This window comes from Streptomyces sp. NPDC002817, assembly GCF_053592055.1.
In genome coordinates, this window is sequence record NZ_JBSFUY010000008.1 from 323,972 (window position 1) to 349,534 (window position 25,563).

Below are 25,563 nucleotides of genomic sequence, written 5' to 3' on the forward strand. Positions count from 1 at the left end.
AGTGATCCCGACGAAACGGAGCCGGGCCCCATGGGCGAGCAGCAGCATGTGAAGTTCCCGCAAGAGGTCATCGACGAGTACGCCGCGCTCGGCGTCGACCTGCTGGCACTGTTCTCCGCGGGGCACCTCGGCACCCGCATGGGCGTGGAGATCGTGGAGGCCTCCGCGGACCGGGTCGTCGGGACGATGCCGGTGGAGGGCAACACCCAGCCGTACGGGCTGCTGCACGGCGGCGCCTCCGCAGTCCTAGCCGAGACGCTCGGCTCGGTCGGCTCGATGCTGCACGGCGGCAGCTCCAAGATCGCCGTGGGCGTCGACCTCAACTGCACCCACCACCGCGGGGCGCGCTCCGGCCTGGTGACCGGCGTGGCCACGCCCGTGCACCGGGGGCGGTCGACGGCGACGTACGAGATCGTGATCAGCGACGAGCAGGGACGCCGGGTGTGCAGCGCACGGCTGACGTGTCTCCTGCGGGACGTGAACCCCGGCGACGCCGCCCACGTCGTGGCGGCCAACTGACCACGCCGGGACTCCGGCCCGGGACCACCCCGGGCCCCACACCCCAGCCCCCACTCACCCCAGCCCCCGCCGCCCCGGGACACGCGCCCGTGCCCCTCCCCCCTGAGGCCTCCCCCTGAGGCCTCCCCCTGATGCCTCGCGCCTCCGCGCCCCCGCGAGGCCGCGCCCAACTCGCCCCGGCCCCAACGGACTCTGGCCCGACCCACCCCCCAGGGCCTAGCGTCAAGGCATGAGAACGGGAGGACCCCCGGAGCTCCGGGTCGACAAGGCCCCGCCGGCCGTCGACGCGAGGCCCACGCCGCCACCCACCGACGTGACGCCCGCACTGACCGTCGACGCGAGGCCCACGCCCCCCACCGGCCCGAGGCCCACGCCCTCGGCCGACGTGAAACCCCCGCCCCCCATCGACGCAAGCCCCCCGCCCGCCGTCGGCGAACGGCCCCGTCAGTGAGCGGCGTAGGCCCCGTCGAGCCCGGCGAAGGCACGCACGCGTGGGACGTTCTCGACGCCCCGCCGCTCCCCCGCCGCCCAAGAGGGCGGCTCGCCGAGCTGTACGGCAGGCACCGGCGTGCCGCCCTCGGCGCTCTCGCGTGCGCCGTTGTCGTCGCGGGCGGCGGCTACCTGTACGCCACCCGCCCGCAGCCGCCGGCGGCCCTCCCCCCGCCGTACCCCTCCCAGGTCACCGATGTGCACTACCTGAGCTGGGAACCGACGCCCGAGGGCGCGCCGAGGCAGAGCTTCAGCCTGGGGGTGGAGCTGACCGTGCTGGCCGGCCCCCCGGTCACCGTGACCCGGATCTCCCAGCCGTACGCCGGCCTGTCGGTGAAATCGACCCCGCCGACCCCATTCCGTACGGCAGCCGGCTCGAGCCGCAAGATCATCGTCACCATGCACGTGACGCAATGCAGAAAAGTGCCGTGGAACGCCGGACTCCCTTTCCTCGACGTAACTCTACGTAATACGCGTGCAATAGAAGTCCACAGTTTCATCCTCGGACAGCGCTATGCGCAGCAGCTCTCAGAGGCCCTACAAGTCGCCTGCAGCAACAATTCTGGGTAATCACCAAAACCCCTGAGACACCTGAACCACCCAGGTCGGGTCCTGCGGGTTCTCACTATGCGGACGGGGCGAATCAGGCCTAATTCCACTGTTCCGCCCACTCAGTACCGCTCTGCATTACGACGTGTCATAACAAGAGCGTCACAGCCTGGCCCGGACCCTCCTCCACGATCCCCACACCCGCTTAGAGTCACGGCCAGTCACCGCGCCACTGGATTGTCACGTCAGGCACCCCGCGCAACGACTCGGCCGCTTCCAGGGGGGAGCGCCGCGCCATGAAAGGACGAATCGTGCGTCAACGTTCGCTCATCACCATCACCGCCGCGCTGGCGGCGGGAGCACTCACCCTCACCGCCTGCGGCTCGCGCGACGACGACGGCGGCTCGGACTCCGGAAGCGGCGGCACCAAGGTCGTCATCGGCGTCGACGCCCCGCTGACGGGTGACCTGTCCGCCCTCGGCCTCGGCATCAAGAACTCCGTCGACCTCGCCGCGAAGACCGCCAACAAGCAGAAGCTCGTCGACGGCGTCACCTTCGAGATCAAGGCCCTCGACGACCAGGCCCAGCCCTCCTCGGGCCAGGCCAACGCCGTCCAGCTCGTCAGTGACAAGTCCGTCCTGGGCGCCGTCGGCCCGCTGAACTCCTCCGTGGCCGAGTCCATGCAGAAGGTCTTCGACGACGCCAAGCTCGTCCAGATCTCCCCCGCCAACACGGGCCCGGGCCTCACCCAGGGTGTCGACTGGCAGACGAAGAAGGTCCGCACCTACAAGTCGTACTTCCGCACCGCGACCACGGACGCCATCCAGGGCCCGTTCGCCGCGCAGTACGTCTACAACGACGCCAAGAAGACCAAGGTCTTCGTCATCGACGACAAGAAGACCTACGGTGCCGGCCTCGCCGCCACCTTCACCGCGGAGTTCAAGAAGCTCGGCGGCAAGGTCGTCGGCACCGACCACATCGACCCGGACACCAAGGACTTCTCCGCGGTCGCCACCAAGGTCAAGAACTCCGGCGCCGACGTCGTCTACTACGGCGGCGAGTACCCGCAGGCCGGCCCGCTCAGCAAGCAGATCAAGCAGTCCGGCGCCAAGATCCCGCTCGTCGGCGGTGACGGCATCTTCGACCCGACCTTCGTCGAACTGGCCGGCGCCGGCAGCGCCGGTGACCTCGCCACCTCCGTCGGCGCCCCCGTCGAGGAACTCCCCTCCGCCAAGCAGTTCGTCGCCGACTACAAGGCCGGCGGCTACAAGGAGGAGTACGCGGCCTACGGCGGCTACTCCTACGACGCCGCCTGGGCGATCATCCTCGCCGTCAAGAAGGTCGTCGAGGACAACGACGGCAAGCTGCCGTCCGACGCCCGCGCGCAGATCACCGCCGCCGTCCAGAACGTGTCCTTCGACGGTGTGACCGGCAAGGTCTCCTTCGACGAGTACGGTGACGCCACCAACAAGCAGCTCACCGTCTACGCCGTCGAGAACGGCGCCTGGAAGGCCGTCAAGTCCGGCACCTACACCGGCTGATCGAGACCCGCAGCACCACCTGAACGAGCCGCGCGGGGCGCTGTTCCACTGGCGCCCCGCGCGGACTCGCATCCGGCCACACATCCGTCGAAACCAATCCGAAGTCTCGGAGGACATGCGGTGAACGAACTGCCGCAGCAGCTGGTCAACGGCCTGCTACTGGGATCCATGTACGGGCTGGTCGCCATCGGCTACACAATGGTCTATGGCATCGTCCAGCTCATCAACTTCGCCCACGGCGAGATCTTCATGATCGGAGGGTTCGGCGCCCTCACGGTCTATCTGTACGTACTGCCCGACGGCACCACCATGTGGCTCGCACTGCCACTGATGCTCCTCGGAGCCGTCATCGCCGCAGTCCTCGTCGCCGTAGGAGCGGAACGGTTCGCCTACCGCCCGCTGCGCACCGCACCACGCCTCGCCCCCCTCATCACCGCCATCGGCCTCTCCCTCGCCCTCCAGCAGGCGGTGTGGGCCTGGTACCCCGGGGCCAAGGAATCCATCAACTTCCCCGAGATCGCGGGCGGCCCCTTCGAGATCGGCAGCGTCACCATCCAGACCGGTGACATCTTCCTGCTCGTCGCCGCACCCATCAGCATGGCGATCCTCGCCTACTTCGTCATGAAGACCCGCACCGGCCGCGGCATGCAGGCCACCGCCCAGGACCCCGACACCGCGAAGCTCATGGGCATCAACACCGACCGCATCATCGTGGTCGCCTTCGCCCTCGGCGCCGTCTTCGCCGCCGTCGGAGCCGTCGCCTACGGCCTCAAGTACGGCCAGGTCCAGTTCCGCATGGGCTTCATCCTCGGCCTCAAGGCCTTCACCGCAGCCGTCCTCGGCGGCATCGGCAACATCTACGGAGCCATGCTCGGCGGCCTCGTCCTCGGCCTCGCCGAGACCATGGCCACCGCCTACATCTCCGACGTCCCCGGCTTCGACCTGCTCGGCGGCCAGTCCTGGGCCAACGTCTGGGCCTTCGTACTCCTCATCCTCGTACTCCTCGTCAGGCCCCAAGGCCTGCTCGGCGAGCGCGTCGCTGACAGGGCGTGACACCGATGACCACACAGACCACCGAAACCCCCAGCGCCCCCGTCAGCAAGGACGGCAACGCCAAGGGCCTCATCGGCCTCCCCGAGAACGTCGGCCGCGCCCTCGCCACCGCAGGCGGCGTCCTCGCCGTCGTCTCCACCTTCCTCGCCTGGACCTGGACCAGCGAGTTCCCCGGCGACCTCACCGTCACCGGCTACCCCGGCGGCCTCCAGGTCCTCGTCCTCATCGGCGGCGCCCTCACCGCCCTCTTCGGCCTCGCCTCCTACGGCGTCCCCGGCCTGGGCTGGCTCACCCCCGCAGGCGCCGACAGCGCCATCAAACTCGCCTCACTCGGCACCTTCGCCACCGCCTGGTACACCGTCATCGCGATCACCGTCCAGCTCGGCGGCATCGTCAACCTGGAACCCGGCGGCTACATCGCCGCGATCGTCACCCTGGCAGGCGTCCTCGGCGCCTTCTCCCTGCCCTTCGTACGACCCGAGCCCGACCCCGTCGACCCCGACGACACCGGCTGGGAGCAGTCCAAGCACAACGCACGCCACAAGTGGACCGTCTTCAAGACCTCCGTGGCCTCCGGCACCCCCAGCAAGGCACCCACGCTCCCCGCCTACGCCGAGATCCTCGTCATCGTCGCCGCCATGGCCGTCGGCCTGACCGTCTTCACCTACGGCATCGGCACCGAGTACGACGAACAGTTCATCGGCTTCCTCATCACCGTCAGCTTCGGCTTCGCCGCCCTCGCCAAGGCCGGGCTCGTGGCCCGGGTCTCGGCCATCACCGGCAAGCACCGCACCATCACCATGTTCGGCGCGTTCATCGCCGCCGCACTCTTCCCCTTCACCCAGTCCGACGACCAGTACGCGACCATCGGCGTCTACATCCTGATCTTCGCCACCGTCGCCCTCGGCCTCAACATCGTCGTCGGCCTCGCCGGCCTCCTCGACCTCGGATACGTCGCCTTCCTCGGCGTCGGCGCCTACACCGCGGCCATGGTCTCCGGCTCCCCCTCCTCACCGTTCGACGTCCACCTGCCGTTCTGGCTCTCCGCAATCCTCGGCGCCGCGGTCGCCATGGTCTTCGGCGTCCTCATCGGCGCCCCCACCCTCCGACTGCGCGGCGACTACCTCGCCATCGTCACCCTCGGCTTCGGTGAGATCTTCCGCATCACCGTCCTCAACATGGACGGCACCTCAGGACCCGACATCACCAACGGCTCCAACGGCATCTCCTCGATCCCGAACCTCAACATCCTCGGCTTCGACTTCGGCGCCGAACACACCATCCTCGGGTTCACCATCGCGCGATTCGCCAACTACTTCCTGCTGATGCTCCTCATCACGCTGATCGTCGTTGTCGTCTTCCAGCGCAGCAGCGACTCCCGCATCGGCCGCGCCTGGATCGCCATCCGCGAAGACGAGACCGCCGCCCTCGCCATGGGCATCAACGGCTTCCGCGTCAAGCTCATCGCCTTCGCCCTCGGCGCCTCCCTCGCCGGCCTCGCCGGCGCCGTCCAGGCCCACGTCACCTACACCGTGACCCCCGAGCAGTACCAGTTCGCCCACGTCGTACCGCCCAACTCGGCCTTCCTCCTCGCAGCGGTCGTCCTCGGCGGCATGGGCACCATCGCCGGCCCCCTCGTCGGCGCCGCACTCCTCTACCTCATCCCGGCCAAGCTCCAGTTCCTCGGCGACTACCAGCTCTTCGCCTTCGGACTCGCGCTCGTCCTCCTCATGCGCTTCCGCCCCGAGGGCCTCATCCCGAACCGGCGTCGCCAGCTCGAATTCCACGAAGAGGCCGAAGCGCCCACAGTCCTCGGCAAGACAGGGGCCTGACACATGACCACCGACACCACCACCGCCCTGGGGACGACCGTCCTCGACGCCCGCGGCGTCACCATGCGCTTCGGCGGCCTCACCGCCGTACGCAACGTCGACCTCACCGTCAACAGCGGCGAGATCGTCGGACTCATCGGCCCCAACGGCGCCGGCAAGACGACCTTCTTCAACTGCCTCACCGGCCTCTACATCCCCACCGAGGGAGAGGTCCGCTACAAGGGCAACGTCCTGCCGCCCAAGTCCTTCAAGGTCACCGCCGCCGGCGTCGCCCGCACCTTCCAGAACATCCGCCTGTTCGCCAACATGACGGTCCTGGAAAACGTCCTCGTCGGCCGCCACACCAGGACGAAGGAAGGCCTCTGGTCCGCACTCCTGCGCGGCCCCGGCTTCCACCGCGCCGAAAAGGCCTCCCGCGAACGCGCCATGGAACTCCTGGAGTTCATCGGCCTCGACAACAAGGCCGAACACCTCGCACGCAACCTGCCCTACGGCGAACAGCGCAAGCTGGAGATCGCACGAGCACTCGCGAGCGAACCCGGCCTGCTCCTCCTGGACGAGCCCACCGCCGGCATGAACCCCCAGGAGACGCGAGCCACCGAAGAACTGGTCTTCGCCATCCGCGACCAGGGCATCGCCGTCCTCGTCATCGAGCACGACATGCGGTTCATCTTCAACCTCTGCGACCGCGTGGCCGTCCTCGTCCAAGGCGAAAAACTCGTCGAAGGCGACAGCGCCACCGTCCAGGGCGACGAGCGCGTCATCGCCGCCTACCTCGGAGAGCCCTTCGAGGACGCCCCCGGCGACGAAGAAGTCGCGGAGGTCGAAGCAGCCGAGGCCCAGGCCGACACCACGACCGACGCCGCGCCCGGCAAGGAGAACGACCGATGACCGCACTGCTCGAAGTAGAGGACCTCCGGGTCGCCTACGGCAAGATCGAGGCCGTCAAGGGCATCTCGTTCAAGGTCGAGGCCGGCGAGGTCGTCACCCTCATCGGCACCAACGGCGCCGGCAAGACCACGACGCTTCGGACACTGTCCGGTCTGCTCAAGCCGGTCGGCGGCCAGATCAAGTTCGACGGCAAGTCCCTCAAGAAGACCCCGGCCCACCAGATCGTCTCGCTCGGCCTCGCCCACTCCCCCGAGGGGCGGCACATCTTCCCGCGCATGACGATCGAGGACAACCTCCGCCTCGGCGCCTTCCTCCGCAACGACAAAGCGGGCATCGAGAAGGACATCCAGCGCGCCTACGACCTCTTCGCGATCCTCGGAGAGCGCCGCAAGCAGGCCGCCGGCACCCTGTCCGGCGGCGAGCAGCAGATGCTGGCCATGGGCCGCGCGCTCATGTCCCAGCCCAAGCTCCTCATGCTGGACGAGCCGTCCATGGGCCTCTCCCCGATCATGATGCAGAAGATCATGGCGACCATCGCCGAACTCAAGTCCCAGGGCACGACGATCCTCCTCGTCGAGCAGAACGCCCAGGCGGCACTGTCGCTGGCCGACCACGGCCACGTCATGGAGATCGGCAAGATCGTGCTGTCGGGGTCCGGCCAGGACCTGCTGCACGACGAGTCGGTACGCAAGGCGTACCTCGGCGAGGACTGAGTCCCCGCCATCACGGCTCTACGACGAGGCCCGCGCCCCCAACCGGGGACGCGGGCCTCTCGCATGAACGCGGCCGGGGAGGGTCAGCCCTTCCCGGCCTTCTTCTCATCGGCGTCCTGGATGACGGCCTCGGCCACCTGCTGCATCGACATACGCCGGTCCATCGACGTCTTCTGGATCCAACGGAACGCGGCCGGCTCGGTCAGCCCGTACTCGGTCTGAAGAATCGACTTCGCCCGGTCGACGAGCTTGCGGGTCTCCAGACGCAGAGTGAGGTCGGCGACCTCGGCCTCCAGCTCCTTCAACTCGGTGAACCGGGACACGGCCATCTCGATAGCCGGTACGACGTCACTCTTGCTGAAGGGCTTCACCAGATACGCCATCGCACCGGCGTCGCGAGCGCGCTCCACGAGGTCGCGCTGCGAGAAGGCGGTCAGCATGAGGACGGGGGCGATGCGCTCCTCGGCGATCTTCTCGGCCGCGGAGATGCCGTCCATCTTCGGCATCTTCACGTCGAGGATCACGAGGTCCGGCTTGTGCTCACGGGCCAGCTCGATGGCCTGCTCACCGTCACCGGCCTCGCCGACGACGCTGTAGCCCTCTTCCTCCAGCATCTCTTTGAGGTCGAGCCGGATGAGGGCCTCGTCCTCGGCGATGACGACACGGGTCGTCAGCGGAGGCACGTGCGACTTGTCGTCGTCGGGCGCGTCTACGGGCTGGGGCGACTCGGGGGCGGTCACGGGGGCTCCTCGTTCAGGGCAGGGGTGCTGCTGACAAGAGCCTACCTAGCTGCGGTAAAGTGGGGGCACAGCGGGTGACCGCTGACCTTCATATTGAAGGGGGCCCCGGTAGCCCAGCGGTAGAGGCCATGGATTCAAAACCCATCCAGCGTCGGTTCGAATCCGACTCGGGGCACTTTTCCTTCGAATCGAAGGTTGCTATAGGAAGCGGATGTTCCCGTTCTCGTGAACATCCGCTTTTTGCTGCGTGTCGCCGTGGGGACTCACACAGTGTGGTCGCATGGAAGAGCACAGCCCTTCGATTCGCGCACACGCTGTCGCGCTCATGCGCCAGGGCATCCCAAACCGAGTAGTCGCCGCCCGCCTCAACGTCCCGCGAGGGACGGTCGGCTGGTGGCGCAGCGAGGACCGCAAGCTCCGCAACGAAACCTACGAGCAGCCCACGGACTGCCCCCAGTGCACTGGCCGCGAATTCGACAAGGTCGCGTATGCCTATCTCCTGGGCCTCTACCTCGGCGACGGCCACATCATCTCGAAGCCCAAGCAGCATCATTTGTCCGTCTTCTGCAACGCCACACAGACCGGCCTTATCAAGGCCGCCGAAGACGCCATGCGCAAGGTGATGCCCCTCCCACGCGTCAGCCAGCGCTACAAGCCTGGCTGCATCGAAGTGAAGTCGTACACGAAGCACTGGACCTGCATGTTCCCCCAGCACGGCCCTGGCAGGAAGCACGAGCGGCCGATCATGCTCCACCCCTGGCAACAGGAAATCGTCGACGCCTACCCCTGGGAGTTCATCCGCGGCCTCATCCACTCCGACGGCTGCCGCATCACCAACTGGACGACCCGCATCGTCGCCGGTGAGCCAAAGCGGTACGAATACCCCCGCTACTTCTTCACCAACATCTCCGACGACATCCGGCAGCTCTACACAGACACCCTCGACAAGCTGGACATCGAGTGGACGCACTGCACCCGCAATGGAAACCCGTACAACATCTCGGTCGCCAAGAAGGCCTCAGTCGCCCTGCTCGACACTCACGTAGGCCCGAAACACTGACTACTTGGGGCTGTCGTCCTCGCCGATGTGGTGGACCCGGACGAGGTTCGTCGAGCCGGCGACTCCGGGCGGGGAACCCGCGGTGATCACCACGATGTCGCCCTTCTCGCAGCGGCCGTACTTCAGAAGGAGTTCGTCCACCTGGTCGACCATCGCGTCCGTGGAGTCGACCTGGGGGCCGAGGAAGGTCTCCACTCCCCATGTCAGGTTCAGCTGGGAGCGGGTCGCCGGCTCGGGGGTGAAGGCGAGGAGGGGGATCGGGGAGCGGTAACGGGAGAGCCTGCGGACCGTGTCGCCCGACTGGGTGAAGGCGACCAGGAATTTGGCTCCCAGGAAGTCGCCCATCTCCGCTGCCGCCCGCGCGACCGCTCCGCCCTGCGTGCGGGGTTTGTTGCGTTCGGTCAGGGGCGGGAGACCCTTGGCGAGGATGTCCTCCTCGGCGGCGGTGACGATCTTCGCCATGGTGCGGACGGTCTCGATGGCGTATTTGCCGACGCTGGTCTCGCCGGAGAGCATGACCGCGTCCGTGCCGTCGATGACCGCGTTCGCCACATCGCTCGCCTCCGCCCTCGTCGGGCGGGAGTTCTCGATCATCGAGTCGAGCATCTGCGTCGCGACGATGACCGGCTTGGCGTTGCGCTTCGCCAGCTTGATCGCGCGCTTCTGGACGATGGGGACCTGTTCGAGGGGCATCTCCACGCCGAGGTCGCCGCGCGCCACCATGATGGCGTCGAAGGCGGCGACGATGTCCTCGATCGCCTCTACCGCCTGGGGCTTCTCCACCTTGGCGATGACGGGGAGGCGGCGGCCTTCCTCGTCCATGATGCGGTGGACGTCGTCGATGTCCCGGCCTGACCGGACGAAGGACAGTGCGATGACGTCGAAGCCTGTCCGCAGCGCCCAGCGCAGGTCGGCCTCGTCCTTTTCCGAGAGGGCCGGCACCGATACCGCGACACCCGGCAGATTCAGTCCCTTGTTGTCGGAGACCATCCCGCCTTCGATGACGGTGGTGTGGACGCGGGGGCCGTCGACGGCGGTGACTTCGAGGCAGACCTTGCCGTCGTCGACGAGGATGCGCTCGCCCGCGGTGACGTCGTCGGCGAGGCCCGCGTAGGTCGTTCCGCAGGAGTGCTGGTCGCCTTCGGCGCCTTCTTCCACGGTGATGGTGAAGGTGTCGCCGCGTTCAAGGAGTACGGGTCCTTCGGTGAAGCGGCCGAGGCGGATCTTCGGGCCTTGAAGGTCGGCGAGGATGCCGACGCTGTGGCCGGTCTCGTCGGAGGCCTTGCGGACGTGGTGGTAGCGCTCCTCGTGCTCGGCGTAGCTGCCGTGGCTGAGGTTGAAGCGGGCTACGTCCATTCCGGCTTCGACCAGTGCCTTGATCTGGTCGTATGAGTCGGTGGCGGGGCCCAGGGTGCAGACGATCTTTGCTCGGCGCATGTTTTGACCCTAGGGCTTACCGGTGGGTAGTGATTTGGTGGGGGGTGACTACTCAACAACCTTTGGTTGACGGGCTATTGACAAGGGTTGAATTGTGCGCCGGGGTGCTCTGATGAGCATTCCCTTGTGCGAATTCTCCTCGGTTTCAGAGCTTCGGCGGTGCCATGGTGAAGCGGGCGTTGACCTGGGCGTGGACGCGTTGGCGTTGGGGTTCGAGGTCGAGGGGGGCGGCGGCGGTGTCCTCGGCCGCGGCGTAGGACATGGAGCGCATGCGGTTGCCGGGGGCGGCGGGGGCGAGGGGTTGGGCGTTCTCGGCGCCGATGTCGGCGAGTTCGACGAGGGCGGCGAGTGTGGTTCCGAGTGCCTCGGCGTATTCGCGTGCTCGCTGGACGGCTTCCTTGACGGCCTGCTGGCGGGCTTGGCGGTGGGCCGGGGAGGTGGGTCGTAGGGCCCACCAGGGGCCGTCGACGCGGGTGAGGTCCAGGTCGGCGAGTCGTGTGGTGAGTTCACCGAGTGCGGTGAAGTCGGTGAGTTCGGCGGTGACGTGGACGCTGCCGTGGTAGGCGTGGACGCGTTCGCCGCGGCCTTTCTCCTTGAGCTGGGGGGTGATGGAGAAGGCGCCTGTCTCGAGCCTTTCGACGGCGTCGCCGTAGGTCTTGATGAGGTCGAGGACGGTGGCGTTGCGGCGGGTGAGGTCGTCGAGGGCGGTGCGGCGGTCTTTGCCGCGGGCGGCGACGCTGACGCCGATGCGGGCGATCTCGGGGTCGACTTCGAGGCGGGCTTCGCCGCGGACGGCGATGCGGGGGGCGTCGGGGGTGCCGTAGGGCACGAAGGGTTGGGGGTCGTCCGCAGCCTGTGTGGTCATACGACCCACTCTGTCACTTCTTGGCGTGTTGTCAGCTCGTCGGGTCACAGGTTGGGTCATCAGATCGAAACCTGTAGGGGGTGTTGCGGTTCGACGTGTGCGGGTCAGAATCTACGCGCGTTGTTGACCGTTCCCCGAGGAGATCAAGACATGCCGTTGAACCGCAGGAAGTTCCTGGAGAAGTCCGCCGTGACCGGTGCGGGCGTCGCGCTGGCCGGTGCCGTGGGGGCTCCTGCGGCCGAGGCTGCGGAGGCCAAGAAGGTGCAGAAGCCCGCAAAGCGGTACTCCTTCACGGTGATGGGCACCACCGACCTGCACGGCAACATCTTCAACTGGGACTACTTCAAGGACACGGAGTACACGGACGCCAAGGGCAACGCGAAGGGTCTGGCCCGGGTCTCGACCCTGGTCGATCAGGTCCGTGCGGAGAAGGGCCGGCGCAACACGCTGCTCATCGACGCGGGCGACACGATCCAGGGCACGCCGCTGACGTACTACTACGCGAAGGTGGACCCGATCACCGCCAAGGGCGGTCCGGTCCACCCGATGGCCGCGGCGATGAACGCGATCGGCTATGACGCCGTGGCGCTGGGCAACCACGAGTTCAACTACGGCATCGAGACGCTGCGCAAGTTCGAGGACCAGTGCCACTTCCCGCTGCTCGGCGCGAACGCGCTGGACGCGAAGACGCTGAAGCCGGCCTTCCCGCCCTACTTCATCAAGAAGATCTGCCCGCCCGGTCTCCCGCCGGTCAAGGTCGCCGTCCTCGGTCTGACCAACCCGGGCATCGCGATCTGGGACAAGGCGTACGTCGAGGGCAAGCTGGTGTTCCCGGGCCTTGAGGAGCAGGCCGCGAAGTGGGTGCCGAAGCTGCGGTCGATGGGTGCGGACGTGGTCGTCGTGTCGGCGCACTCCGGCTCCTCGGGCACCTCCTCGTACGGTGACCAGCTGCCGTACATCGAGAACTCGGCGGCGCTGGTGGCCCAGCAGGTGCCGGGCATCGACGCGATCCTCGTCGGGCACGCGCACACGGAGATCGCCGAGCTGCTGGTCACCAACGAGAAGACCGGCAGGACGGTCGTCCTGTCGGAGCCGCTCTGCTATGCGCAGCGGCTGTCCCTGTTCGACTTCGAGCTGGTCTTCTCGAAGGGCCGCTGGACGGTCGAGTCGGTGAAGGCGACGGTGCGTGACTCGAAGACGGTCGCGGACGACCCGAAGATCACGAAGCTGCTGAAGGACGACCACGACATCGTGGTGGAGTACGTCAACCAGGTCGTCGGTACTGCCACGGAGACGCTGACGACGGTCGAGGCCCGCTACAAGGACGCCCCGATCATCGACCTGATCACGAAGGTCCAGGAGGACGTGGTCAAGGCGGCGCTGGCGAGCACCGAGTACGCCGCGCTGCCGGTCCTCTCGCAGGCCTCGCCGTTCTCCCGTACGTCGGAGATCCCGGCGGGCAATGTGACGATCCGGGACCTGTCCAGCCTGTACGTGTACGACAACACGCTGGTCGCGAAGTTGCTGACGGGTGCGCAGATCAAGGCGTACCTGGAGTACTCGGCGCAGTACTTCGTGCAGACCGCGGTGGACGCCGCGGTGGACGTGGAGAAGCTGACGAACGCGAACAGCCGTCCGGACTACAACTACGACTACGTGTCGGGGCTGTCGTACGAGATCGACATCGCGCAGGCGGCGGGTTCGCGGATCAAGAACCTCTCCTACAACGGTGCGGCGCTGGACGACGCGCAGCAGTTCGTGTTCGCGGTGAACAACTACCGTGCCAACGGTGGCGGTGCGTTCCCGCACGTGGCTTCGGCGAAGGAGCTGTGGGCGGAGTCGACGGAGATCCGTACGCGGATCGCGGAGTGGGTGACGGCGAAGGGTGTGCTGAACCCGGCGGACTTCGCGTCGGTGGACTGGAAGCTGACGCGGAACGGTACGCCGGTCTTCTAGTAGTCCTGGCCCCCAGAGGGGCAGCGGAGTTACGTCCACGGCGCCGGCGAGGCTTTCACGTCGGCGCCGTTGGCGTGCGCGCTCTTCTCCTAGCGTCCCTCGACCAGTGGGGTGAGTGTCTGGGCCTGGCGGGCGGCCGGGATCCGGGGCTGCTGGTCGAGGCCGAAGGTGGTGAAGGCGGTTCGGGTGGGGAGGGGGTAAGGGACCTTTTCCGTCAGGGAGTTGAGGATGGTGGCGCTGCGCCAGGCGGCGAGGCCGAGGTCGGGGGTGCCGACGCCGTGGGTGTGGCGTTCGGCGTTCTGGACGTAGAGGGTGCCGGTGACGGAGGGTCGAGGACGAGGCGGAACTGTTCGTCGACGCGGGGGCGTTCGCGGCTGTCGCGGCGCAGGTAGGGGTCGAGTCCGGCGAGGATGCGGTCCAGGGGGCGTTCGCGGTAGCCGGTGGCGAGGACGACGGCGTCGGTGGTGAGGCGGGAGCGGGTGTTCTGCTCGGTGTGTTCGAGGTGGAGTTCGACCTTGGTGGTGGCTACGCGTCCCGCGGTGCGGACGCGGACGCCGGGGGTGAGGACGGTGTCGGGCCAGCCGCCGTGCAGGGTGCGCCGGTAGAGCTCGTCGTGGATGGCGGCGATGGTGTCGGCGTCGATGCCTTTGTGGAGCTGCCATTGGGCGGTGACGAGGCGGTCGCGTTCGGCTTCGGGGAGGGCGTGGAAGTAGCGGGTGTAGTCGGGGGTGAAGTGTTCCAGGCCGAGCTTGGAGTACTCCATGGGGGCGAAGGCCTCGGTGCGGCCGAGCCAGTGGAGGCCTTCGCGGCCCGCGGGGCGGGTGCGGAGCAGGTCGAGGAAGATCTCGGCGCCGGACTGTCCGGTGCCGACGACGGTGACGTGTTCGGCGCGTTGGAAGGCCTCCCGGTGGGCGAGGTAGTCGGCGGCGTGGATGACGGGCACGCCGGTGGCCTCGACGAGGGGTTTGAGGGGTTCGGGGATGTAGGGCTCGGTGCCGACGCCGAGGACGATGTTCCTCGTGTACGTCCGGCCGAGGGCTTCGGCTTCTCCGTCGGTGTCGAGCTGGGTGAAGTCGACCTCGAAGAGCTCGCGTTCGGGGTTCCAGCGGACGGCGTCGACCTGGTGGCCGAAGTGGAGTCCGGGGAGGTTCTCGGCGACCCAGCGGCAGTAGGCGTCGTATTCGGCGCGCTGGATGTGGAAGCGCTCGGCGAAGTAGAAGGGGAAGAGCCGGTCGCGGCTCTTGAGGTAGTTGAGGAAGGTCCAGGGGCTGACCGGGTCGGCGAGGGTGACCAGGTCGGCGAGGAAGGGGACCTGGATTCTGGCGCCGTCGATGAGGAGGCCGGGGTGCCAGTCGAAGGCGGGGCGTTGTTCGTAGAAGACGGTGTCGAGTTCGGCGAGGGGGTGGGCGAGGGCGGCGAGGGAGAGGTTGAAGGGGCCGATGCCGATGCCGACGAGGTCGCGGGGTGCGTCGGGCTGCTGGTGGGGCGGTGTGGGGGTCATCCGGGGGTGGTTCCTTCCACGACTTTCAGGAGTGCGGCCAGGTCGTCGGGCCGGGTGTGGGGGTTGAGGAGGGTGGCCTTGAGCCAGAGCCGGCCGTCGAGGCGGGCCCGGCCCAGGACGGCGCGGCCGTCGGTGAGGAGTTTTCGGCGTACGGCGGCGATGTCGTCGTCGGTGGCGTGGGCCGGCCGGAACAGGACCGTGCTGATGGTGGGCGGGTCGTGGAGTTCGAGTCCCGGGTGGTCCTGGACGAGTTCGGCGAACTCCCTTGCCCGTGCGCAGACTTGGTCGACGAGTCGGCCGAGTCCGGTGCGGCCGAGGGTTTTCAGGGTGACGGCGATCTTGAGGGCGTCGGGGCGGCGGCTGGTGCGCAGGGAGCGGCCGAGGAGGTCGGGGAGGCCGGCTTCGGTGTCGTCGTCGGCGTTGAGGTAGTCGGCGCGCTGTTGGAGTGCGGCGAGGTCGCGGGCGTCCTGGACGGCGAGGAGGCCTGCGGCGACCGGTTGCCAGCCGAGTTTGTGCAGGTCGAGTGTGACGGTGGCTGCGGTGCTCAGGCCGGTGAGCTTGTCCCGGTGCCGGGTGCTGAAGAGGAGCCCTCCGCCGTATGCGGCGTCGATGTGCAGGCGGGCGCCGTGGGTTCGGCAGACCTCGGCGATCTCGGGCAGGGGGTCGATGAGGCCGGCATCCGTGGTTCCCGCCGTGGCGGCGACGAGGTGAGGGCCGGGGAGGCCGATGAGTGCGGCGTCCAGGGCGGCTGGGTCGAGGGTGCCTGCGGGTGCGGGGACGATCACCGGGTCGGGGAGGCCCAGGAGCCAGGCGGCTCGGGGCAGGGAGTGGTGGGTGTTGGCTCCGCAGACCAGGCGGGTGCCGGCGCCCAGGGCTTCTCGGGCCAGGAGAAGGGCCAGTTGGTTCGATTCGGTGCCGCCAGTTGTCACGAGGGAGTCGGGCTCGTTGTCGGCTGCGGGCCCGTGGGGGCTTGTCGCGCAGTTCCCCGCGCCCCTAGGCACATCGGCGTAGACCTCGTTGGCAAGTACCCGAGTTACCAGTCGCTCCAGCTCTGACGCTGCCGGTGCCTGGTCCCAGGAGTCCAGGGAAGGGTTGAGGACTGACGCCGCCAGGTCGGCTGCCGCTGCTACCGCGAGGGGTGGGCAGTGCAAGTGGGCGGCGCACAAGGGGTCCGCCGGGTCGGCGGAGCCTGCCGCGAGGGCCCGTACCAGGTGGCGTAGCGCCTCCCGGTCGCCCTCGTCGGGGAGTACGTCCCCCACCGCGTGCCGTACGCGGGCCCCGACCGCTTCCGGGCCTCCCCTCGGCAGCGGGCCCCCGCGCTCCCTCGCGCCGTCTCGTAGCGCTTCGAGGACGGTGTCGAGCAACGGGCGCAGGGCGTGGGGGCCTTCGGGGCCGGAAGCCAGTGGCGGGGTGCTCATGGTTGTCCTCCGGGGCGCGCCGGCAGAGGGAGTTCCAGCTTGTACGCGGTGGCGTGGGCGCGCCCGAAGGGTTCAACGATTCAGACCCGAAAGGGGGTACTTCCGTGCGGGGAAAACGTGTCGGAGGTCAGCCCCGGAAGTCCTCGGCGTGGTCCCGGGCCCACTGCTCGAAGGTGCGGGCCGGGGTTCCGGTGATCTTCTCGACGGTGTGGGTGATCTCCGGGGTCGCTCCGACGGTGGCGGCCCAGCTCTTCAGCAGGAACTGGAGGAGGTGCGGTGGCATGTGGGAGAACAGTTCGGTGGCGGCCTGCTCCGGCGGGAGTTCGACGTACTCCAGGTCGCGTCCGAGGGCCCGGCCGATCGCGGCGATCTGGTCGGCGTTGCTGGTCGCTGCGGGTCCGGTCAGGATGTGGGCGGCGCCTTCGTGGCCCACGTCGAGGAGGGCGTGTTCGGCGACGGCGGCGATGTCGTCCTCGTGGATGGGTGCGCTCATCGCGTCGGCGAAGACGCCGCGGACGGTGTCGCCGGCGTGGATCTGCGCCGCCCATGAGAGGGCGTTGACAGCGAAGGCGTGGGGGCGCAGGAAGGTCCATTCCAGGCCGCTGTCGCGGATGGCGCGTTCGGCGTCGGCGTGCATGACCTGGAGGGGGTTGCTGTCGTCGGCGCCTTCTTTGACGTATCCGGCGGACAGGAACACGACGTGCCGGACGCCGGCTTCGCGGGCAGCCGTGAGGAGGTCGGCGTTCGCGGCCTGGACGTAGAGGAAGAGTTTGGTGGCGCCTTCGAAGACGGACCTGTCGGGGTGGAGGCGCATGACCTCCACCCCGTCGGGCAGTGCGGCCTTCTGCGGGTCGCGGCTGAGGGCGCGTACGGGTCGGCCTGCGGCGACGAGGCGGTCGACGAGGGCACGGCCGACGTTTCCGGTGGCGCCGGTTACTAAGATCACGGGTCTGTCTCCCAGAGTTGATCGTCCTTGACTGTCCGTAGCCTAGAGCGGACGATCACCTTCCCGCGTCGTCTCCCGGGAGCAACCGCGGCCTACGTCTGAGGTCCTAGGCCTCCCTCACTCGCAGCGCGCGTGCCAGGTCGTCGAGTTGGTCGGCGAGCTTGCGGCGCAGGGCCGGGATGGGCTCGGCGTTGCGCAGGCACCGTTCGCCGTGGCTCAGGGTGTCGGCGTCGACGGCGTAGGCGGGGAAGGCGTAGCGGCCGGCGGCGTCGGCGATGGCGGGGCCGCGGCGGGCGGCGAGGGCGACGGCGTCCTCGAAGTAGCGCGGGACGTACTCCTGCAGGAGTTCGGCCTGTTCGGGCTGCCAGAAGCCCTGGGCGGTGGCGGTGAACAGGTAGTTGGACAGGTCGTCGTGGGCGAACATGGCCTCCCACGCGGTGTGCTTGGCGGCCGCGTCGGGCAGGGCGGCGCGGCAGCGGGTGGCGCCCTCCTGGCCGGTGGCGGACGGGTCGCGGTCGAGTTCGGCGGCGATGGCGGTCTCGTCGGTGGCGTCGAGGACGGCGAGGCGGGCCAGGACGCGCCAGCGCAGTTCGGGATCGAGTTCGGGGCCGCCGGGGACGGTGCCGTCGGCGAGCCAGGCGGCGATGGTGTCGGGGTGGGCCGCGACGTCGATGAAGTGGCGTACGGCGATCAGGCGCAGGCCGGGGTTGTCACCGTCCTCGGTGCGGCGGATGAGGTCGCGGCACAGGGAGGTGAGGGTGGCGAGGGCGGCGGGGCGCTCCTCGGGCGTCACGTAGCGGCCGGCGACCTGGACGGAGGCGAAGGCGAGGACGCCCTGGACGAGGGCGAGGTCGGTCTCGTGCGGGAGGTGGGTGCGGGCGGCCTCGAGGTAGGCGGTGGGCGCCAGTTCGCCGTCGCGGACCGCGTCGCGCAGGGCGTTCCAGACGACGGCGCGGGTGAGCGGGTCGGGCAGGCCCGACAGGGCGGCGCGGACGGTGTCGAAGGAGTCCGCGTCGAAGCGGACCTTGGCGTAGCTGAGGTCGCCGTCGTTGAGGAGCAGCAGGGCGGGGCGCTTGCCGATGGGCTGGGGTGCGGTCTGCGGGACGTCGAGGTCGAGGCGTTCACGCAGGACGAGGTGGCGGCCCGCGTCGGCCGTGCCTTCCGCCAGGGTCCGGTCGTAGAGGCCGACGGCGATGCGGTGCGGGCGGCTGCCGGTCTGCTCGACCTGGAGGGTGTAGGTGCCTTCGTCGCCGCGGGTGACCTGGGGCCTGAGGACGTCGACGCCGGTGGTGCGCAGCCAGGTCTCCGCCCAGGCGTGGACGTCGCGTTCGGTGCTGCTCGCGAGGGAGTCGATGAAGTCGGCGAGGGTGGCGTTGGCGAACTTGTGGCGGGCGAAGTGGGTGTTGATGCCGGCGAGGAAGTCCTTCTCGCCGAGCCAGGCCACCAGTTGCCGTAGCGCGGAGGCGCCCTTGGCGTAGGAGATGCCGTCGAAGTTGAGCATGGCGGAGGCGGTGTCGGGCACCAGCTCGGGGTCGGGGGCGACGGGGTGGGTGGAGGGGCGCTGGTCGGCCTCGTAGCCCCAGGCCTTGCGGGCGACGCCGAAGTCGGTCCAGGTGTCGGCGAAGCGGGTGGCTTCGGCGCAGGTCTGGTAGCCCATGTACTCGGCGAAGGACTCGTTGAGCCAGATGTCGTCCCACCAGCGCAGGGTGACGAGGTCGCCGAACCACATGTGGGCCATCTCGTGGGCGATGACCATGGCGCGGGTCTGGCGTTCGGTGTCGGTGACGGCGGAGCGGTAGACGAACTCGTCGCGGAAGGTGACCAGTCCGGGGTTCTCCATGGCGCCGGCGTTGAACTCGGGGACGAACGCCTGGTCGTAGGAGTCGAAGGGGTAGGGCTCCTCGAACTTCTCGTGGTAGCGGTCGTAGCACTGCTTGGTGACCTCGAACAGTTCGTCGGCGTCCGCGTCGAGGTAGGGGGCGAGCGAGCGGCGGCAGTGCAGGCCGAAGGGCAGGCCTCGGTGTTCGGTGGTGACGGAGTGGTAGGGGCCGGCGGCGACGGCGACGAGGTAGGTGGAGATGAGCGGGGTGGGGGCGGCCCGCCAGTGGCCGTCGCCGAGGTGTTCGGCGACGCCGTTGGCGAGGACGGTCCAGTTCTCGGGGGCCTTCACGGTCAGCTCGAAGACGGCCTTGAGGTCGGGCTGGTCGAAGGCGGCGAAGACGCGGGGGGCGTCGTCCATGCAGAGTTGGGTGTAGAGGTAGGTCTCGTCGTCGGTGGGGTCGGTGAAGCGGTGCATGCCCTCGCCGGTGCGGGAGTAGCGCATGCTCGCGTCGATGCGGAGCTCGTGTTCGCCGGCGGTGAGGTTCTTCAGGGGCAGCCGGTCGCCGTCCAGGGACTCCGGGTCGAGGGGCTGTCCGTCGAGGGCGACGGAGCGCAGCTGTGCGGGCTTGAGCTCGACGAAGGTGTCACCGTCCGTGCGCAGGGTGAAGCGGATGACGGTGCGGGAGTCGAAGGTGTCGTCGCCGGTCGTCAGATCGAGGTCGATCGTGTACCGGTGGACGTCGAGGAGCTTGGCACGGGTCTGCGCTTCGTCGCGCGTCAGTACGGACATGCAGGACATGCTGCCTGATGGGACTGGCCGGGCACAGGGGCGGATCGGTACGCGGCCTATGTCCGGTCCTGTTCGAGACTGCCATGGTGCGCCCCTTCTGCGCGCTGGAGCGGGACCCTGGTGTCCGGGTGGGGCAGGGCGGGGCGTGAGGGGCGGTCGTGGGCCTCGCCGTGGTTCTTGACGAGGGCGCGCAGTTCGCGGATCTCCTCCTCGAGGACGAGCTGGCGCCGGTGGGTGTCGTAGAGGTAGCGGACCTTGGTGCGCAGGACCCAGGGGTCGATGGGTTTCGTGATCAGGTCGGCGACGCCGAGTCCGAAGGCGGTGGAGGTCAGTGCGTGGTCGGTGCCGAAGCCGGTGAGCAGGACGACGGGTATGTGCTGGGTCTGTTCCAGGCGGCGCATGTAGCGCACGACATCGAGGCCGCTGACGCCGGGCATGCGGACGTCGAGGAGGAGCAGGCCGACCTGCCCGCGGAGTACCTGCTTGAGTGCCTCGTCGCCGCTGGTGGCGCGGCTGAGCCGGTACCCCAGCGGGGCGAGGGCGCTCTCCAGGGCGTACAGCGTGTCCTCGTGGTCGTCGACGATGAGGATCTTGGCATCCGACGGCATGGCCCGACGTCCCTCCCGCGTGGGACAACCAGCTTATGTCCGAGAAGCTGACGGGCAGTGCTCGTCAGCTGACAAGGAGTGCACAGCGCAGCATGCCTCTCGCGGGCCCGCCTGTCACGCCCTTTCGGCGTCGGCCGAGGTCAGTTCGCCTGTGGCGAGGTGCCGTTGATCGTGTTCTCCACGGTCTCGGCGATCCGCTCGTGGTGGCGGATCACTTCGGCGATGATGAAATTGAGGAACTTCTCAGCAAAGGCCGGGTCGAGCTTGGCGTTCTCGGCGAGGGTGCGCAGCCGTTCGATCTGGCGGGCCTCGCGGGCCGGGTCGGCGGGCGGCAGTTGGTGCCGGGCCTTGAGGTGGCCGACCTGCTGGGTGGCCTTGAAGCGTTCGGCGAGCATGTGGACGACGGCGGCGTCGATGTTGTCGATGCTGTCGCGCAGCCGGGCGAGCTCCTCGCGCACGGCGGGGTCGACGTCACCGGTTCCGTTGGTGCTGGTGGTCATGGGCGACCACCCTACGTGGCGGCCGCGGCCGCGCCGTCGAGGTGTCCGCGACCGAGCCCGGTCCCTGCGGGCAGCCGCCCGCGAAGGCTCGTCGGAGCGGCCCGCCCCGGTCGTCGGATCGGCCCCGGTCGCCTCGGCACGGGCCTCACCACGCGAAGGATCCGCCGGAGTCGCCTCGGTGGTGCCGGAGGCGACCTCCGTGGCCCCTACCCGGCGTCGGTGCCGGGGAGTCTGGGTGGATCGTCGGGGTCGGGTACCTGGTCGCTCCAGCCGCCGGGGACGGTGCGGCCCTGCTGGGCGCGGAAGCGGACGGGCGCCGTGCCGACGCGGCGGGTGAACAGGCGGGAGAAGTAGGCGGGGTCGTCGTAGCCCACGCGGCGGGCGACGGCGGCGACGGGGAGTTCGGTGGCGGCGAGGAGTTCCTTGGCGCGGCCCAGGCGGATGCCGAGGAGGTAGTCCTTGGGGCTGCAGCCGGCGCCGCGGCGCACGGCGGTGCGCAGTTCGGCGAGGGTCATGCCGTGCCGGGCGGCGTGGTCGGCGACGGACATGGGGGTGAAGGCGTCGCGGGCGAGGGCTTTGAGGACCTGGTGGCCGTCGGGGGTGAGGTCGGCGCGGGCGCGGCGCAGGGCGACGAGGAGTTCGTGGACGGCGGCGCCGGTCTCGACCTCCAGGAGGGGGTTGTCGCGGCGGGCTGCGCGGGCCATGCGTCCGATGACGGCACGGGGTCCGGTGGCGTCGGTCAGGGGGACGACGGGCCGGTCGGGTTCGATGTAGCCGAGTTCGGTGTAGGTGGCGGTGGCGGGCCCGGTGAAGTCGACGAAGCCCTCGTCCCAGCCGGTTTCGGGGTCGGGTGCGTAGTGGTGGGGGACGCCGGGGGTGAGCCACAGCAGGGCGGGCGCGGTGACGGTCGTACGGCGGCCGCGGGCGTCCTCGTACCAGCCGCCGCCGGTACTGATGACGACGGCGACGTGGTGGTCGAGGGTGCGGGGGCCGACGGTGGGCAGGGCGCCGTACTGGAGGCCGACGCCGAGGCAGACGAGGCCGAGGCGGTGGTGGGCGGGTCCTGGCGTGAGGAACCGCATCCAGGTGTGGTACATCGACAGGCCCCGTTTCATCCGTCCAAGCTGCGCCGATCTTTGTCCATGGACCCTGACCTGCGCCAGAGGTGAGGGTGGGGCGTATGAGCGAGTTCGCGGTGGGGGAAAAGGACTTTCTGCTGGACGGGCGGCCGGTGCGGCTGCTGTCCGGTGCGCTGCACTACTTCCGGGTGCACGAGGCGCAGTGGGGGCACCGGCTGGCGATGCTGCGGGCGATGGGCCTGAACTGCGTGGAGACGTACGTCCCGTGGAACTTTCACGAGCCGAGGCCGGGTTCCTACGACGATGTGGAGGCCCTCGGCCGTTTCCTTGACGCGGCGCGGGAGGCGGGGCTGTGGGCGATCGTGCGGCCGGGGCCGTACATCTGCGCCGAGTGGGAGAACGGCGGGCTGCCGCACTGGCTGACGGGGCGGCCGCGCACCGGCGACGCGGAGTACCTGGGGCACGTGGAGCGCTGGTTCCGTCGGCTGCTGCCCCAGGTGGTGGCCCGGCAGATCGACCGCGGCGGTCCGGTGATCATGGTGCAGGTCGAGAACGAGTACGGCAGTTACGGCTCGGACGCGGAGTATCTGCGCCGGCTGGCCGCTCTCCTGTGCGAGACGGGCGTCACGGTCCCGCTGTTCACCTCCGACGGCCCCGAGGACCACATGCTGACCGGCGGTTCGCTCCCCGGTGTCCTCGCCACGGTGAACTTCGGCTCCCACGCGCGCGTGGCCTTCGAGACCCTGCGCCGGCACCGGGCCGCCGGGCCGCTGATGTGCATGGAGTTCTGGTGCGGCTGGTTCGACCACTGGGGCGCCGAGCACGTCGTACGGGATCCTCAGGACGCTGCGGCGGCTCTGCGGGAGACCCTGGAGTGCGGGGCCTCCGTGAACCTCTACATGGCGCACGGCGGGACGAGCTTCGCGGGGTGGTCGGGCGCGAACCGGGGCGGTGGCGATCTGCACGACGGTGTGCTGGAGCCGGATGTGACGTCGTACGACTATGACGCGCCGATCGACGAGTTCGGCCTTCCCACGGACAAGTTCTGGCGCTTCCGCGAAGTCCTCGCCGAGTACGCGGACGGCCCGCTTCCCGAACTGCCGCTGGAGCCGGCGCAGTTGGGCTCCCCCGCCGAGGTGACGCTCACCGGCTGGGCGCCCCTGAGCGACGTGCTGGAGACGCTCGGCGGCCCGGAGACCACGTCCCCCGTGCCGCCCACCTTCGAGGAACTCGACGTCGACCGGGGCCTGGTGCGCTACGAGGTGACCGTCCCGGGGCCCCGGCAGCCGTATCCGCTGATCGCGCGTGGGGTGCGGGATCGGGCGGTGGTGTATGTCGACGGGGAGCGGGCCGGGGTGCTCACCGAGGAGGACGAGCGGCTGAAGGAGCCCGTGGCGGGGCACGCGCGCGTGGAGCTGTGGGTGGAGTCCCTGGGGCGGGTCAACTACGGGCCGCGGACCGGGGAGGCGAAGGGGATCACCGGGGGGCTGCTGCACGAGCGGCAGTATCTGCACGGGGTACGCGCGCGCGGGCTGCGGCTGGACGCGCTGGAGGACGTCGACGGGGTCACTTTCCGGCCGCTTCCCGAAGAGGGCGCCCCGGGTCTCTACCGGGGCACCCTCACCGTGCGGGGCGCGGGGGACGCGCTGCTCGAACTGCCGGGCCGGACACGGGGGTTCGTGTGGGTCAACGGCTTCAACCTGGGCCGCTACTGGTCCGCGGGCCCGCAGCAGGCGCTGTACGTGCCCGGCCCTGTGCTGCGGGAGGGCGCCAACGACGTATGGGTGCTGGAGTTCGAGGAGGCGGCGCCCGACCGGGCACCGCGGTTCAGGAGCCGATGACCTTGTGCAGGTGCACGTCCTGGTGGCCGCCGGGGATGCCCTCCGTGCGGCCGGTCTCGCGGAAGCCGAGGCCCTTGTAGAAGCCGGGGGCCTGGAAGGTGAAGGAGGACACGATCATCTCGGTGCAGCCGCGCCGCGCGGCCTCCTGCTCGGCGGCGCCCATGAGCCGGGTCCCCCAGCCGGCGTGGCGCTGGTCCGCGCGCACCCACAGCATGTCGACCGCGCAGCAGGAACCCCAGATCCACGCGGTGAGCCCGCCGGCCAGCTCTCCGTCGGCGTCGGTGGCACGGACGGTGAGGGGTGCCGGGGTGCCGGCGCCGGTCGCCTCGGCGTTGAAGGCGGTGAGCTCGTCGTCGAGGCGCTGCTCCAGGGCGTCGTCCTTGTCGCCTACCTGCAGGGAGGTCCCGGGTTCGATGGTCACGGCCGGGAGTATGCCAGGGCGGCCGTCCGCCGGGGAAAATCCGCCCGCACCCTCGTAGAGTGGAGTCGGGTTCAGGGCGTCCTGGGGGTACCGGCGTGGCGAACGACGGACCGGTCGAGCACGGCTACCCGCATCTGGAGACGGTGCGGGCCTCGATCACCGCGCTCTGGAAACGGCTGTCGTACGACACCGTCCAGACGTTCTCGACCAGCGTGGTCCCCGCCGATGTGGCGTTCTGCGACACGGACGATCTCCATCTGGGGACGCAGCGGGTGGCCCGTGAGCTGGTGCGGCACTACCGCCTCCCCGATGCCCGGATGATCGTCGGCTTCCGGGAGATGACGCATGCCGCGAACGTCGAACTGGCCGCGGGGCCCGAGTACTTCGTGGAGCTGAACGACCGTTTCCGTACCCATCGCCGGGACATCGGGGCGGCGCTGGCGCACGAGGTGATGCATGTCTATCTGCACCGGCTCGATCTGTCGTTCCCGGGGCTGAGGGAGAACGAGATCCTCACGGACACGGCGACGACGTATCTGGGTGCGGGGTGGCTGCTGCTGGACGCGTACCGGGAGGACGCGGCGTCCTCGCAGAAGCTGGGGTATCTGACGCCGGAGGAGTTCGGGTACGTGCTGGCGAAGCGGTCGCTGGTGTTCGGTGAGGATCCGTCGGTGTGGTTCACCAGTGCGCAGGCCTACACGGCGTATGTGAAGGGGATGGCGAAGGCGCGGCAGGACGAGCAGCAGCCTCCGCTGACGGCCGCCGGGTGGGCTGGGCGGCGGCGGTACGCCCGTGATCGGCGGGCTCATGCTCCGCAACCTGGCGCGGCCTATGCGTTCACGCCTGACGGGGGTGCCGGGGAGCTGCGGGTCTCCTTTCCCTGTCCGACCTGTCATCAGAAGATCAGGGTGCCGGTGCGGGGGCGGGTACGGGCGCGGTGTGCGCTGTGCCGGACGGTGTTGGAGTGCGACACGTAAGAGGTGCGTCGTTGGC

At 69.2% G+C, this 25,563-nt stretch carries 21 protein-coding genes, 1 tRNA gene and 1 pseudogene; 12 read left to right on the plus strand and 11 right to left on the minus strand.

Features of this window, described 5'->3' with window-relative positions; translation table 11 throughout:
• Window positions 1-30: 30 nt before the first annotated feature.
• The 7 genes from ACWD3I_RS18770 to ACWD3I_RS18800 all read left to right on the plus strand — a co-directional run bounded on the left by ACWD3I_RS18770 (window position 31) and on the right by ACWD3I_RS18800 (window position 7,587).
• Entirely contained in the window at window positions 31-519 is a 489-nt protein-coding gene (locus ACWD3I_RS18770) for a hotdog fold thioesterase (RefSeq protein ID WP_266893811.1), read from the plus strand.
• 447 nt (window positions 520-966) lie between these two features.
• Window positions 967-1,578 (plus strand): Tat pathway signal sequence domain protein, encoded by a 612-nt coding sequence (locus ACWD3I_RS18775; RefSeq protein WP_365394545.1) that lies wholly within the window; start codon window positions 967-969, stop codon window positions 1,576-1,578.
• Window positions 1,579-1,868: 290 nt separating this feature from the next.
• Window positions 1,869-3,098 carry a branched-chain amino acid ABC transporter substrate-binding protein gene (locus ACWD3I_RS18780; RefSeq protein ID WP_365394544.1) on the plus strand — a complete coding sequence of 410 codons (1,230 nt, stop codon included), beginning with the start codon at window positions 1,869-1,871 and terminating at the stop codon, window positions 3,096-3,098.
• Window positions 3,099-3,218: 120 nt separating this feature from the next.
• Complete coding sequence (locus ACWD3I_RS18785; RefSeq protein ID WP_365394543.1) at window positions 3,219-4,151, plus strand: branched-chain amino acid ABC transporter permease; 933 nt, start codon at window positions 3,219-3,221, stop codon at window positions 4,149-4,151.
• Between the two features lie 5 nt (window positions 4,152-4,156).
• Window positions 4,157-5,983: a branched-chain amino acid ABC transporter permease gene (locus ACWD3I_RS18790; protein WP_365394542.1), complete on the plus strand. Its 1,827-nt coding sequence runs from the start codon at window positions 4,157-4,159 to the stop codon at window positions 5,981-5,983.
• A gap of 3 nt (window positions 5,984-5,986) precedes the next feature.
• Complete coding sequence (locus ACWD3I_RS18795; protein ID WP_365394541.1) at window positions 5,987-6,874, plus strand: ABC transporter ATP-binding protein; 888 nt, start codon at window positions 5,987-5,989, stop codon at window positions 6,872-6,874.
• A complete protein-coding gene (locus ACWD3I_RS18800) occupies window positions 6,871-7,587 on the plus strand; it encodes an ABC transporter ATP-binding protein (RefSeq protein WP_307032111.1) in 717 nt (238 codons plus the stop codon). The genes ACWD3I_RS18795 and ACWD3I_RS18800 overlap by 4 nt, the downstream gene beginning before the upstream one ends.
• An 83-nt stretch (window positions 7,588-7,670) precedes the next feature.
• Here ACWD3I_RS18800 and ACWD3I_RS18805 read toward each other — a convergent pair whose 3' ends face one another.
• Window positions 7,671-8,327 (minus strand): ANTAR domain-containing response regulator, encoded by a 657-nt coding sequence (locus tag ACWD3I_RS18805; RefSeq protein ID WP_171147617.1) that lies wholly within the window; start codon window positions 8,325-8,327, stop codon window positions 7,671-7,673.
• Window positions 8,328-8,429: 102 nt separating this feature from the next.
• Between ACWD3I_RS18805 and ACWD3I_RS18810 the strand changes: the two genes are divergently transcribed.
• Together ACWD3I_RS18810 and ACWD3I_RS18815 are read left to right on the plus strand one after the other, a co-directional pair.
• Window positions 8,430-8,502, plus strand: a tRNA-Leu gene (locus ACWD3I_RS18810).
• A gap of 105 nt (window positions 8,503-8,607) precedes the next feature.
• Entirely contained in the window at window positions 8,608-9,387 is a 780-nt protein-coding gene (locus ACWD3I_RS18815; protein ID WP_351682175.1) for a helix-turn-helix domain-containing protein, read from the plus strand.
• On the opposite strand, the gene pyk is transcribed toward ACWD3I_RS18815, so the two are convergent.
• Window positions 9,388-10,824: a pyruvate kinase gene (gene pyk, locus ACWD3I_RS18820; protein ID WP_365394540.1), complete on the minus strand. Its 1,437-nt coding sequence runs from the start codon at window positions 10,822-10,824 to the stop codon at window positions 9,388-9,390.
• A 145-nt stretch (window positions 10,825-10,969) separates the two neighbouring features.
• The gene (locus ACWD3I_RS18825; RefSeq protein ID WP_365394539.1) at window positions 10,970-11,689 is read right to left on the minus strand and encodes an SIMPL domain-containing protein; all 720 of its coding nucleotides are present in this window, start codon (window positions 11,687-11,689) and stop codon (window positions 10,970-10,972) included.
• A gap of 150 nt (window positions 11,690-11,839) precedes the next feature.
• Here ACWD3I_RS18825 and ACWD3I_RS18830 point away from each other — a divergent pair, with 150 nt between their 5' ends.
• Window positions 11,840-13,645, plus strand: coding sequence for a bifunctional metallophosphatase/5'-nucleotidase (locus tag ACWD3I_RS18830; protein WP_365394538.1), 1,806 nt, complete (start codon window positions 11,840-11,842; stop codon window positions 13,643-13,645).
• Between the two features lie 89 nt (window positions 13,646-13,734).
• On the opposite strand, the pseudogene ACWD3I_RS18835 reads toward ACWD3I_RS18830, so the two are convergent.
• The 7 genes and pseudogenes from ACWD3I_RS18835 to ACWD3I_RS18865 form a co-directional block, all read right to left on the minus strand.
• Window positions 13,735-15,146 (minus strand): annotated as a pseudogene (locus ACWD3I_RS18835) (lysine N(6)-hydroxylase/L-ornithine N(5)-oxygenase family protein).
• The gene (locus tag ACWD3I_RS18840) at window positions 15,143-16,564 is read right to left on the minus strand and encodes a pyridoxal phosphate-dependent decarboxylase family protein (protein WP_365394537.1); all 1,422 of its coding nucleotides are present in this window, start codon (window positions 16,562-16,564) and stop codon (window positions 15,143-15,145) included. Before ACWD3I_RS18840 ends, ACWD3I_RS18835 begins: the two are co-directional and overlap by 4 nt.
• A 127-nt stretch (window positions 16,565-16,691) precedes the next feature.
• Window positions 16,692-17,510, minus strand: a complete 819-nt coding sequence (locus ACWD3I_RS18845; RefSeq protein WP_365394536.1) for an NmrA family NAD(P)-binding protein — start codon at window positions 17,508-17,510, stop codon at window positions 16,692-16,694.
• Window positions 17,511-17,616: 106 nt separating this feature from the next.
• On the minus strand, window positions 17,617-20,121 hold the full coding sequence (gene pepN, locus ACWD3I_RS18850) for an aminopeptidase N (RefSeq protein WP_365394535.1): 2,505 nt from the start codon (window positions 20,119-20,121) through the stop codon (window positions 17,617-17,619).
• Between the two features lie 56 nt (window positions 20,122-20,177).
• Window positions 20,178-20,729, minus strand: coding sequence for a response regulator (locus tag ACWD3I_RS18855; RefSeq protein WP_365394534.1), 552 nt, complete (start codon window positions 20,727-20,729; stop codon window positions 20,178-20,180).
• A 140-nt stretch (window positions 20,730-20,869) separates the two neighbouring features.
• Window positions 20,870-21,229: a chorismate mutase gene (locus ACWD3I_RS18860; RefSeq protein ID WP_365394533.1), complete on the minus strand. Its 360-nt coding sequence runs from the start codon at window positions 21,227-21,229 to the stop codon at window positions 20,870-20,872.
• Between the two features lie 206 nt (window positions 21,230-21,435).
• Entirely contained in the window at window positions 21,436-22,326 is an 891-nt protein-coding gene (locus tag ACWD3I_RS18865; RefSeq protein ID WP_365394614.1) for a helix-turn-helix domain-containing protein, read from the minus strand.
• A gap of 83 nt (window positions 22,327-22,409) precedes the next feature.
• On the opposite strand from ACWD3I_RS18865, the gene ACWD3I_RS18870 reads away from it, so the two are divergent.
• Window positions 22,410-24,149, plus strand: coding sequence for a glycoside hydrolase family 35 protein (locus tag ACWD3I_RS18870; RefSeq protein ID WP_365394532.1), 1,740 nt, complete (start codon window positions 22,410-22,412; stop codon window positions 24,147-24,149).
• Here the strand turns inward: ACWD3I_RS18870 and ACWD3I_RS18875 are convergent.
• Window positions 24,136-24,570, minus strand: a complete 435-nt coding sequence (locus tag ACWD3I_RS18875) for a GNAT family N-acetyltransferase (RefSeq protein WP_365394531.1) — start codon at window positions 24,568-24,570, stop codon at window positions 24,136-24,138. The genes ACWD3I_RS18870 and ACWD3I_RS18875 overlap by 14 nt on opposite strands.
• Before the next feature lie 95 nt (window positions 24,571-24,665).
• Between ACWD3I_RS18875 and ACWD3I_RS18880 the strand changes: the two genes are divergently transcribed.
• Window positions 24,666-25,547 (plus strand): hypothetical protein, encoded by an 882-nt coding sequence (locus ACWD3I_RS18880; protein ID WP_365394530.1) that lies wholly within the window; start codon window positions 24,666-24,668, stop codon window positions 25,545-25,547.
• The last annotated feature ends 16 nt before the right edge of the window (window positions 25,548-25,563 follow it).